Source organism: Aquimarina mytili, assembly GCF_016735115.1.
GTDB lineage: Bacteria > Bacteroidota > Bacteroidia > Flavobacteriales > Flavobacteriaceae > Aquimarina > Aquimarina mytili.
In genome coordinates, this window is sequence record NZ_JAERQJ010000006.1 from 267797 (window position 1) to 280545 (window position 12749).

The following is a 12749-nucleotide window of genomic DNA, read 5'->3' on the forward strand; positions in this document are numbered from 1 at the left end:
GTATTTTTAAAAAAATAATAATTGCCATATCATAAAAACAGAGTGGTAATTTAGAATAGTAATATATCTAAATGATTAATTAGGGTGATGGTTATAAGATTATCGATAGATTTTTTGAATTTGAAGATAAAAGAATACCTTATCATTCTCGTTGGTATCTTGTTTTTGTATTTCCCGATTCATGCACAAAAAACCTCGCTTAAGTATATACACTATGGAAAACAGAACGGTTTAAACCAAAGTAGTGTAAATTTTATTTATCAAGATTCTGAGGATTACTTATGGATTGCAAATTTTGGGGGAGTTAATAAATTCGATGGCTATACCTTCACTTCTTATGTTAACGAATTTAATAATAACACTTCTATCTCAGATAATTCAGTATGGGTCATAATTGAAGATAGTCATAATACACTGTGGTTCGGAACAAAAACAGGTCTGAGTAAGTATAATAAGAAACACGATAATTTCACAAATTATTTTATCCGTGATACTAGTAAAAAATCAGGAACATTAGCAGTAAAGGCTCTTTATGAAGATAAAAAAGGTCGATTTTATATAGGATCAGAAGGAGATGGACTGTTTGTTTTTTCTAAAGAAGAAGAATCTTTTTATCCAGTAAAAAACATTCCTAAAAATGCTAAAGTAAGTGCAATTACAGAAGATTTTTCAGGCAATTTATGGGTGGCTACAGAAAACCTGGGACTTTTTCAAATATCTTCTGATCGTTCTAAAGTAATTCATGTTACCAATACACAGCCTTTTACTAGTAAAGGCATTTGGAGTTTATATGCTGATCAAAAAAGGAACATTTGGATAGGAACGGATTCTGATGGACTGGTACGATATAGTACAGACACAGAGCAGTTTATTTTTTATAAAAACCAATCTGATATATACGATTATAAAGCTGGCGATAAAATAAAAACGATAACCCAAGGACATCAAGGTCAAATATGGATCGGTAGTGCAACTAAAGGACTTTCTTATTTTTCTTATGAAGAAAATCGTTTTTATAATTATATAAAAGATTCTTATGATGCCAATTCATTATTTGATAATGATGTGAGTAGCATATTTGCTGGTGCCAATGGAGTATTGTATGTTGGCTTTTACATGAAAGGATTTGATAAAATCATTTCTACTCCCTTTTTTTCAATTAAAAATAATCCGAAAAAAGAGAATACGCTAAGCAACAATAATGTCTATTGCATGTACAAGGATAGAGATGAAATGCTTTGGTTCGGCACTTTTGGAGGTGGGCTTAATCGATTTAATCCACAAACAAATCAATTTAAACAATATAGATATGATGAAAATGATCCAAATTCAATAAGTCATGATTGGGTACGTATCATTTTTGAAGATAGAGAAAATACTATGTGGATTGGAACATGGGGAGGAGGCCTAAATCGATTTGATAAAAATACAGGCCGTTTTAAACGTTATTTACCAATACCCGAAAAAAACAATAGCCTCAATCACAATATCATAACAGCCTTGTTCCAGGATATAGATGGTGAGCTTTGGATTGGTACATATGGAGGAGGAATTAATATATATCAACCCGAGACCGATGATTTTAAATCAATAACGCATGATCCAAATAATCTGGAATCTCTGAGTGATGATCATATTACCTCATTTTATCAAGATGAAAAAGGAATAATATGGATATGCACATACGGAGGAGGTCTTAATGCTTATGATAAACATACCGGGAAATTTGAAAGATTCTTACCAGATTCTGAAAAAGAATTTAGTCTTAATAATCATAAAACACTACACATATTTGATGAGCCAGAACAAAACTTTTTCTGGATTACAACACTTGGAGGAGGAATTAATAAGTTGTATTACAATGAGAAGAAGTTTATACATTATACCGAAAAGGATGGGTTGGCAAATAATTCTACAATGGGTATGTTATCAGACCATAAAGGAATGTATTGGATAAGTACTAACAATGGATTGTCACGTTTTAACCCAGATAAGGAAACATTCACAAATTATACAATGAATGATGGATTAAATAGTGATGATTATAATCTTGAAGCGTACATTAAAACAAAGGAAGGAACGCTCTATTTCGGTGGTAAAAATGGAATCACGTATTTTAATCCTAAAGATGTATCACCCAATAAAAAGTTTCCAAGTGTATTATATACCACTTTTAAGATAGAGGATAGTATTCATGGTTTTATTCCAAAAAAAATAGAAGTACCATATAAAAAACGAATTACGTTTGAGTATGCAGCCATCAATCCTGATAAGGTCAATAATATCAATTATGCCTATCAACTTATAGGTCGAGATGAAGATTGGCGTTCTATGAATAAAAATAGATATCTCGAATTTACTAATTTGGATCCTGGTCATTATGAATTAAGAGTAAAATCTACGAATAGTAGTGGCTTATGGGATGAAAAATATACGAGTATTTCGATATATATTTCTCCACCTTGGTATATGTCCTGGTATTTTAGAGTTGGTATGGTATTGATAGTGTTGATATCTATATATAGCTACTATAAAATAAAAATAAATCAAGTAAGACGTCGTAACAAATTACTTGAAGAAACGGTGAGCCAAAGAACAAGAACCATTGCACAAAAAAACATAGCCTTAAAAGAAGAAAAAGATAAAACGGAGCAAGCATATAAGCAATTAAAGAAGTTAGAAGGTTTTAAAGATGAGTTTACTGGTATGCTGGCTCATGATCTTAAGAACCCTTTGGTTACGATTTTAGGATATTCTTCAGAAAACTCTTCTGATTCTGATCTTCAAAGTATCAATAAATCGGGTAAAAGAATGCTTTATTTAATTGAAAATATGCTTGAGGTGCAAAAGTTTGAGAATACCGAAGTACAACTTAATTATGCAAAAAATAACTTGAGAAATTTAGCAATAGAAGCCATAAATCAAGTGGATGTTCTAGCTGGAGAGAAAAGAATACAAATTGTAAACGGTATTGACACAGCATATAATGTAGAAGTTGATAAGGAAATGATAGAAAGGGTTTTTGTGAATCTACTTACTAATGCTATTAAATTCTCTCATACAGACACTGAAATTGAAATTTTGGTAGAAGTTAAAAGTCATAAACCAGAGGAAGTAATTTTGTGTGTAAGGGATAATGGGGATGGTATACCACAAGATCAATTACCACTAGTTTTTTCTAAATTCTCTCAAGTAGAAGCTAGAAATTCAGGAAACTCTAGGTCAACGGGACTAGGGCTTACATTTTGCAAAATGGCTGTAGAAGCGCACAACGGTAATATTTGGGTAGAGTCTGAAATAAAAAAAGGAGCTTCATTCTTTTTTAGTTTGCCTAGAATAGAGGATAGTATGATTACAAAGGATGACAACAAGGATGAGGATGTCTATGAAAATCCTTTATATAATCTTAAATTTGAAACAAAAGACTTTGATGTGTTATTTCCGTTTATAGAAAAGATTAATACGTTGACGATCTATGAAATGGGTGAGTGGCTTGGTGTTTTTGATGATCTCGCTGTTAACGAAACAAAAAATATCCAAATATGGAAGGATCTGATGATGGAAGCTTTGACCAATTTTGATGAGAGCGCGTTTTCGTATCTCAAAAAAATGATAGTAAATACAATTATTAAATAATAAGTAAACAACTCTAATAAACCTATTACCCACCTATGGAATACTCCATATTGGTTGTTGATGATCAACCAGAAAATATTAAGTACATAAGCCTTCTGTTAAAAGAAATGGGGTTAGGTAAAAAGATTTACTCTGCTCCTAATGGGAAAGTTGCTTTAGAATTAATAGAAAAAGTAACTCCAGATTTAATTTTATCTGATTGGGAAATGCCAGAAATGAATGGACTAGAGCTATTGAAGTCTTTGAAGCAGTCCAGTAAAGCAAATGATATTCCTTTTATCATGATTTCTGCCGTAAAAGTAGATGCTAAATCGATGAAAGAAAGTTTTGAAGCAGGAGTACATGACTATCTTAAAAAGCCATTTGATAAATTAGAATTTATGGCTCGAGTAAATGCTACACTAAAACTTCAAGATGCATATTTAAGAATAAAAAAAAGTAATGAAGAAATTGCTAATCAGGCAATGTTGATTTCTAAACAACATGCAGAACTCAAAAGGTTAAACGAGCTAAAAGACAAGATATTTTCAATCATATCTCATGATGTACGAGCTCCATTGGCTACCCTTGATGGTCTTTTGAATATCTTTAATGATAGTAATATTAAAATGGGGCCCCAAGAATTAACAAGATATACTACACTAGTACAGAGAGAACTTAATAGTATTCAATCATTAATGGATAACTTGTTGAATTGGGTTACCTCTCAATTGGCTAAAAAACGAAAAGATAGGATTGAAGTAAATGTATATGATATCATGCAGGAGATTTTTGATCTGTTTAATGAGAGGATGAAAAAGAAAAACATCGAATTTCATAATGATGTGGATTTAGAAGAGACTGTATTTGGAGATGTAAATACCATATCATTTGTTTCCAGAAATTTGTTTGCTAATGCTATTAAATTTACACCAGAAGGAGGCAAAATAACCGTAGGTTTTGAGTCTACAGAGGATGCTTTCAAAATCTCAGTGATGGATACAGGAATTGGTATGGATTCAGAAACCTTGAATGCTCTTTTTGACGATCAAAAGGTATCATCAAAAAGAGGAACATCTGGCGAAATAGGCACCGGCTTGGGACTTAGATTATGCAAAGAATTAATAGAACAAAGCAAAGGTACTATTAGTATTAAAAGCGAATTAGGAAAAGGAAGTACATTTAGCTTTACTTTGCCAATTCTTAAAGAAGTTGATTAAAAGCTTAGTTCAGGAGTGGGCGTTGTTTAAAATTTATAGATCTAGCCATTTTTTAAAATTAGAAGTTCGTTCTCTAGATACTATAATTTGCTCATCATCTTTAGGCTTTAGCTTTAATAATAATCGACTATTAAAATAACTATGGATTTCTATGACAGCTTTAACAGAAACCATGTATTTTCTGTTAATTCTAAAAAAGTGTACTGGATCTAAAATTTCTTCTAATTGATCAATAGAATATTCTATAGGGTATTGTTGTCCATTATAAGAATATAAAAAAATAATACCATCATGAGATTTGAAATAAGCGATGTCTTCTACATTAAATGTGTTAAAGTGATTACCTACTTTTATCATAAAACGTTTTTTATATTCTTTATTGAATAGTTTTTTAATGCGCTCCAATTGATCTTGATCTATTGATGTATCAATATCAGTATAGTTTTTACGATATTTTGCTAATGCCTTCTTTAAGTCTTTCTTGTCTATTGGTTTTAGAAGATAATCTAATCCATTGTATTTAAAACCCCTAATGGCGTATTCGTTATAGGCTGTCGTAAATATGACAGGAGGGTGATCTTCTAAAAAGTCCAGGATATCAAAGCCATATCCATCATTAAGCTGAATATCTAAAAAGATAAGATCAGGCAAAGGGTTATTGTCAAACCATACCCGACCGTTCTCAACAGAGGTAATCTGTCCGGCAATTTCTATTTCTGGTGCAAGCTCGGCAACAAGGTTGGCCAGGCGTCTAGAGGCAATATTTTCGTCTTCAATAATTACAGCAGTCATCTCAAGAAACTTTTATCATGGGTACATCTTTAATATCCTTAGACAGAAGTGGAATAGTAACCTTAAAAAAACCGTTTTGGGTTTCAATTTTTACTTTTTCATTGGTATAAAATGCATATCTCTTCTGTATATTTTTAAGCCCCAATTTTGTTGATTTCTCCTTCTGTTTCCTTACATGCATGTTATTTTGAATAATAATACTACTTGTATTAACAGATAGAATGGCTATCTCCAAAGGTTGCTCTTTGGAGTAGTAATTGTGTTTTAGAGCATTCTCAACAAGCATTTGCAAGGCCAACGTTGGGATTAAGTACTCTTTTGGGTTAATCGATACATGGGTATTGATACTAAGTGCTCCTTCATGCCTAACATTCATCATAAAAATAAACGAATCCAAAAAACTAAGCTCTTTTTCAAGGCTTGCCAAATCTTCTTCTCTATTATCAAGAATATATCGATAACATGACGCTAAGCGTGAAACAAAATCAGAAGCCAAATCACGATCTTCGTACATGAGAGATGTCAATGTATTTAAGCTATTGAATAAGAAATGTGGGCTTATTTGATTTTTTAGAGATTTATACTTAGAAGTCATCGCTTCCTTTTTCAGCTTATTCATTCGGTTTTCTAATTCTTTTTTTTGCTTAAGAGCGTAGTAAAACATATTGAAAAGAATAGCGGCCAGACCTAATACAGCGGCTCTAAAAAAATCAATTCTGAATCGTAGCCATGGATCATCAGCATCTATTTTACAGATATTTTCAAATTCGAAAATTGCTAAGTAATAAAGAAATGCAGCTACAGGAAGTACAATAGAAAGGTTGATACCTAGGATTTTAAATCCATTAGAGACATCCAAACTTTTATCTATATTCGAATTCATTTCGCGACGAATTAGCCAATCGTTTGTTTCCCAAGACAACATGAGAAGAAAAAAAGCGCTGAAATAATAAAAAATAGCAGGTGGATCAAGAAAATTACCATCATCATGGACAATAGTAAGCTTTACCATAAAATAAATCAGGTTAATAATAAGAAAGCGAACAATAAACTTTTTTATGTATGTATTTGAAATCATAAACTACACGAGCTATTAGTATCATAAAGATACATAACTGAAAGTCAAAAGTAATGGATACACAATTTCAATTGTTATATTAAGAGTTGAACTGTTATTAAGTTAACCTGACTTGAAAAAATCACTTTCAAAGAATATAAACAATACTAAAACAGGGATTCGTCATTTCAAGTTAAAAACTAACGGTTCAGGGTATTCCATTTTCAATCTTTTTAATAAGTCTGCAGTTTTGAATGAAATATTCAAAATCCAATACTATTATGAAAAAGATTGTTTTTATTTTATGTGTTACAATAACATATATTACGAATGCTCAAACCGGTATAATTAAAGGAACTATTGTCGATAAGCAGTCAGAAATTCCTTTGGTTGGTGCTGCCATAGAATTGTTAAATGTAGAGCAACCCAACGGAGTGGTAACAGATATTGATGGGTATTTTTCATTACAAGCCGTTCCAGTAGGGCGTCAAACAATACGAGTAAGCTATATTGGTTTTGAGTCCATAATTTTACCTAATATCGTAGTTACTTCTGGTAAAGATGCTATCGTGAATCTATCACTTATCGAAGCTTTCGATCAGTTAGATGAAGTGATTATTACTAACAGCAATGCAAAAGCAAAAGCGATTAACAAATTGGCGTCGGTTTCTGCTCGTCAGTTTGGTGTTGAAGAAGTTACGCGTTTTTCTGGAGGTAGAAGTGATGTTGGTCGATTAGCAGCAAATTTTGCGGGAGTATCAGCACCAGATGATAGTCGAAATGATATTGTTGTACGTGGTAATTCACCAGTTGGATTATTATGGCGCTTAGAGGGAGTTCCAATTCCTAGTCCTAATCACTTTTCGACTGCAGGTACAACTGGTGGTCCTGTATCTGCACTAAATCCGAATCTTTTGAAGAATTCAGATTTTATTACCTCTGCATTTCCTGCAGAATATGGTAATGCTATTGGTGGAGTGTTTGATTTAGGTTTTAGAAAGGGAAATCAAGATGATTATGAGTTTACCGGGCAGGTTGGAGTTTTTACTGGTGTTGAAGCAATGGCCGAAGGTCCTTTGGGAAAAAACAAAGGTTCCTTTTTGATTGCAGGAAGATACTCTTTGATAAGCCTTATCGGAGGAGGAGCCGGAGGAACATCGGCAACACCAAATTATAATGATGTATCGTTTAATATTGATTTTGGAAAAGGAAAATTAGGGAACTTTTCTCTATTCGGAATTATTGGAAATTCGGATATAGAGTTTTTGGGAGATGATATAGATGAGGATGATCTTTTTGCAGCCGAAGATGAAAATGCCTTTGTTGAATCTGGTTTTGGAGTTGTAGGAGTAAAACATCAGATTAATATTGGCAAAAGCGCTTTCTTAAGGTCAATTGCATCCGGATCATTTAGCTCAAATGACTTTAAAGCAGATCGCTTTATTGATAAAGATACCCCACAAGAAAGGATTATACGCTATACCGAAGCTGACAATAGAGAAACGCGATACTCATTCTCTACCTTATTTAATTCTAAATTGAGTAATAAAAGCACATTAAGAGCAGGAGTTTTAGTAGAAAATTTTGGTTTAGAATTACTAGAGCGTGACCGTGAAGAACAAGCTGATAACAATGGGGATGGTGATCCTGATTTATTTACATTTAGAGATATAGATGAAGATCTAAGTATTATACAACCTTATATACAAGGACAATTTAGAGTTACAAAAAATCTTACACTAAATGCTGGGGTGCATGGTCAATATAGTACATTAGATGAACAACTCGTTTTCGAACCTAGAGCTGGCCTATCCTATAAAGTAGGACAAAATCATCGTATAAGTTTGGGGTATGGCGTTCATCATCAACCAGTTTCTCTTCCATTATTGTTTTTAAACGAAGATGTTAATGGTCAGCTGGTTCAAACCAATAGAGATCTTGAATTTGTAAGAAGTGATCATTATGTTTTGGGATATGATGTGAGAATTAGTAAAGGTTGGAGAGGTAAAGTAGAACTGTATTATCAGGATATAAGTAATGCTGCTGTAGAATCGTTCTCTTCTAGCTATTCTTCGCTAACCGAAGGAGCCGATTTTGGATTCGAAAATGACCGTGTATCCTTAATTAACGACGGAACCGGATTTAATCAAGGAGTTGAGTTAACCCTTGAGAAATTTTTTAGCAAAGGATATTATGGCCTGTTAACGGCTTCCTTTTTTGAAAGTAAGTATGAAGGTAGCGATGGTGTAGAGCGTAATACTCCTTTTAATAATGGGCAGGTAATTAATTTCTTAGCCGGAAAGGAATTTAAAATGGGGAAATCTCAAAAAGACATACTGTTTTTCGATACACGGGTTACTTTTTCAGGAGGGCGATATTTTACTCCTGTTGATCTTGAAGCTTCACAGCAGGCCGGGTTTGAAATCTTGCAAGAGGACATTGCTTTTAGTGAGCAGATTGATGATTATTTTCGATGGGATGTGAAATTTGGATATAAAATAAATAGCAGATCAAAAAAACGTTCGCATCAATTTTATGTTGATCTACAGAATATTACTAGTAATGAAAACGTATTTACCCGACGCTATAATCGATTAACCAATCAAGTAGATCAAGTGGATCAGATCGGATTTTTTCCAGATTTTGGATATAGATTTCAGTTTTAACTCCATAAATATTTAGAATCGAAATCATGAAAAAAATAATAACGACAAGTATTATCTTCAGCCTTATTCTAATATATGCCGTTAGTGTATGTAGTCAACCTTCAAAAGATAATTTTATGACAAGTGAATTAAATAGAATAGAACAGTATCTTATTCATAGAGATAGTCTTAATAAAGAAGTTTCAAAAGTGGCCGTGGCATGGCACCTTGATCATAGCCTCAAAGTAATTAATGGGATTTGTGATTCTTTACACGCTTCAAAACCAGAGTCGTATAAAAAAAGATTTAATATAGCCCGTACATTTTCGTTTACTTTTGGGTTTATTCCAAGAGGTAGAGCACAATCACCTAAGTCTGTTCTGCCACCAGATACCATAAAAACAGATGATATTGTTTCGCAATTGTCTATTGCCAGGGATAAATTAACAAGTTTGGATGCTTTGGATGATAAATCAAATTTTAAGCATCCAGTTTTTGATCAATTAAATAAAAAACAAGCTAGGCGCTTTATTGAGATTCATACCCGCCATCATTTAAAAATTGTAAAAGATATCTTGAAAGAATAAATGAGTAATGAAAATTTCATTGAAGTCTTGAGTGTGTTTTCAGAACTCTATATGATGGGGTGACGTCATTTTTTCCAGTCTTCTTGATATGTTTTGATGATTTCTAGGTTCATTCTTAATAACCCAATAATACCAATTCCTAATACAAGTAAACCAACAGAAATGTCTTTTAATTCCTGATGTTTTGTAAAGAACATTGTAAAAATACCTAAAGTAAATATTATAACAATTAGAATGGATAAATAGATAATCCAACGTTTGGCATTTTTAGGTTTTCCAAATATTCTATCTCCCAATTTAGTACGTTTTTTAATATCTGCTAATGAGGTAAAACTTAAACCGATTCCAAGAAATAATAATCCGAAATTGTAATCTGAAGCAAAATCTTCACTTTCGAAAATTATGGGCTTATAACAATAGTATAGTGCAATAATCAAAAAAGGATATTGTAAAAAACTGATATAGTGAAAAATTTTAAATGTTTTTTCCATGGTATCTTTTGAAGTCAAATAATTGTGCGTAAAGATAAATTTTTTCAGATTCAATACTTCATTTTCTATACGATAAGGATATACTAAAGACTTTTTCTTATTTTTAGTAATATAATAATCGCTCTAAAAACCAAAACGCACATGACTACATCTTCTATAAATACCCAATCCAAAACTTTTATGCACTATCGAGTTTGTAATTTTTGTGAAGCGATGTGTGGCCTAGCTATAGAACATGACGGTAAGCAAGTACTTAGTGTAAAAGGGGATGAAAAAGATCCATTTAGTAAGGGAAGTATTTGCCCCAAAGGTGCAGTGATTGCCGAGATGTATAATGATCCTGATCGATTACGAAAACCTTTAAAAAAGACTAGTTCAGGCTTTGTGGAAATCGGTTGGGAAGAGGCTTTTGATATCGTAGGTAAACGACTTAATGCTATCAGAAAAGAACAAGGTAATGATGCAGTCGGGCTTTATTTTGGAAACCCAACTGTGCATAATTATGGTGCTATGATGTATGTGGCAGACTTTAAAAAAACAATACGAACCAAAAATAATTTCAGCGCTACTTCAATGGATCAGTTGCCTCATCATTTTGCCTCGCAATTTATGTTTGGAAACGGTATGATCGTGCCAATTCCCGATATTAATAGGACTGATTATATGATTATTATGGGGGCCAATCCATCCGCATCAAATGGTAGTATTATGACTGCAGCTGGTGTGCAAAAACGATTACGAGATATTCAACAACGTGGCGGAAAGTATATTGTTATTGATCCCAGAAAAACCGAAACTGCAAAATCGGCAGATGAGCATTTGTTTATTGTTCCAGGTGCCGATGTGTATTTTCTGCTGGCTATGCTGCATATAATTACCACAGAAAAAAAATATAATCTTAAAAAATTAACCTCTCATGTTATAGGTCTTGATAAAGTCTTATCAATAGCAACACCATATTCACCAGAAAGTGTTTCATCTATCACAGGTATTGCAGCAGAAGATATTAAACGCATTACTGACGAGTATGTAAATACCGAAAAAGCTGTACTGTATGGTAGAATGGGAGTGAGCACTCAAGAGTTTGGAGGGTTATGCAACTGGCTTATTAATTTGATCAACATTCTTACAGGGCATTTTGATACAGAAGGAGGTGCAATGTTTACAAACCCTGCAGTACCTATGGTAAAAAATAAAGTTGGACATAAACCTTATAATAGGTGGAAAAGTAGGGTGCAGGGGTTACCAGAGTTTCAAGGAGAACTACCGGTATCTACTATGGTAGAAGAAATGACTACCAAAGGCAAAGGGCAAATCAAAGCATTAGTTACCCATGCCGGAAATCCAGTACTATCATCACCTAATGGAGGTCGTTTAGATGAAGCGTTAGATCAATTAGAGTTTATGGTTTCAATAGATATTTATCTCAATGAAACGACAAAACATGCAGATATCATTTTACCACCAACCACTGGATTAGAAGTAGATCATTATGATCTTATATTTAACTCTTTTGCTGTATCGAATACGACAAAGTTTTCTGAAGCTCTATTTCCTCCAAAATATGGTCAATTGCATGATTGGCAGATTTTTAAGAATCTAACCAAACGGTTGTCCAAAAAGAAACTACCGTTATTATATAGAGTTAGCACCCCTAAACTATTGCTAAAACTGGCTTTACTTAATGGTCCTTATGGTAATTTAAGTAGTATTAAACGATTGTTTACAGGGCTCAATTTACGGAAGATTAAAAGATCTATTCATGGTATAGATCTAGGACCACTAGTTCCTATGTTCCCAAAGCTATTAAGAACTGAAGATCAAAAAATACATCTAGCACCTTCTTTATTTTTAGAGCAACTAGAGGAGTTGCATGTTGCGTTTTCTGATGGGAAAAATGCACTAGCTGATAATGAATTTCATCTTATTGGAAGAAGACATTTACGAAGTAATAATTCCTGGATGCATAATGTTGATAAGCTGGTAAGTGGAAAAAATAGATGCACTGCAATGATGAACACTCAAGATGCAGAACGATTGGGACTCAAAGAAGAAGATGAGGTTAAGGTGAAATCAAGGGTAGGAGAGATTAAAATTCCGATAGAGTTGACCAAAAATATGATGCCAGGTGTTATTAGCATCCCTCATGGATTTGGACATACTAGAAAAGGGTCTCAATTAAAAGTAGCCGAAGCACATGCCGCTGGAGTAAGTTTTAATGATATTTCTGATCATAACCGAATAGATGCCTTAACAGGTAATGCTGCATTTTCTGGGCAGATTGTAAAGGTTATTACATAATCTTATGGTTTAGAATTACTTACTGAGCCATGTAGGAAGGT

The 12749-nt window shown here is 33.1% G+C and carries 8 protein-coding genes; 5 read left to right on the forward strand and 3 right to left on the reverse strand.

Translation table 11 applies throughout. The annotated features are described in order from the left end of the window. Positions 1–120: 120 nt before the first annotated feature. Both JJQ60_RS15790 and JJQ60_RS15795 read left to right on the forward strand, forming a co-directional pair. A complete protein-coding gene (locus tag JJQ60_RS15790) occupies positions 121–3636 on the forward strand; it encodes a two-component regulator propeller domain-containing protein (RefSeq protein ID WP_201922370.1) in 3516 nt (1171 codons plus the stop codon). Positions 3637–3671: 35 nt separating this feature from the next. Then, complete coding sequence (locus tag JJQ60_RS15795) at positions 3672–4835, forward strand: hybrid sensor histidine kinase/response regulator (RefSeq protein WP_201922373.1); 1164 nt, start codon at positions 3672–3674, stop codon at positions 4833–4835. 33 nt (positions 4836–4868) lie between these two features. On the opposite strand, the gene JJQ60_RS15800 is transcribed toward JJQ60_RS15795, so the two are convergent. After that, positions 4869–5627 (reverse strand): LytR/AlgR family response regulator transcription factor, encoded by a 759-nt coding sequence (locus JJQ60_RS15800; protein WP_201922376.1) that lies wholly within the window; start codon positions 5625–5627, stop codon positions 4869–4871. Between the two features lies 1 nt (position 5628). Continuing rightward, a complete protein-coding gene (locus JJQ60_RS15805; RefSeq protein WP_201922379.1) occupies positions 5629–6639 on the reverse strand; it encodes a sensor histidine kinase in 1011 nt (336 codons plus the stop codon). 326 nt (positions 6640–6965) lie between these two features. On the opposite strand from JJQ60_RS15805, the gene JJQ60_RS15810 reads away from it, so the two are divergent. Further along, positions 6966–9350, forward strand: coding sequence for a TonB-dependent receptor (locus tag JJQ60_RS15810; RefSeq protein ID WP_201922382.1), 2385 nt, complete (start codon positions 6966–6968; stop codon positions 9348–9350). 26 nt (positions 9351–9376) lie between these two features. After that, positions 9377–9916, forward strand: coding sequence for a DUF1569 domain-containing protein (locus tag JJQ60_RS15815; protein WP_201922384.1), 540 nt, complete (start codon positions 9377–9379; stop codon positions 9914–9916). Between the two features lie 65 nt (positions 9917–9981). Here the strand turns inward: JJQ60_RS15815 and JJQ60_RS15820 are convergent, their stop codons facing one another. Next, a complete protein-coding gene (locus JJQ60_RS15820) occupies positions 9982–10407 on the reverse strand; it encodes a hypothetical protein (RefSeq protein WP_201922387.1) in 426 nt (141 codons plus the stop codon). Between the two features lie 141 nt (positions 10408–10548). On the opposite strand from JJQ60_RS15820, the gene JJQ60_RS15825 reads away from it, so the two are divergent. After that, positions 10549–12708, forward strand: a complete 2160-nt coding sequence (locus tag JJQ60_RS15825) for a molybdopterin-dependent oxidoreductase (RefSeq protein WP_236669147.1) — start codon at positions 10549–10551, stop codon at positions 12706–12708. Positions 12709–12749: the final 41 nt, after the last annotated feature.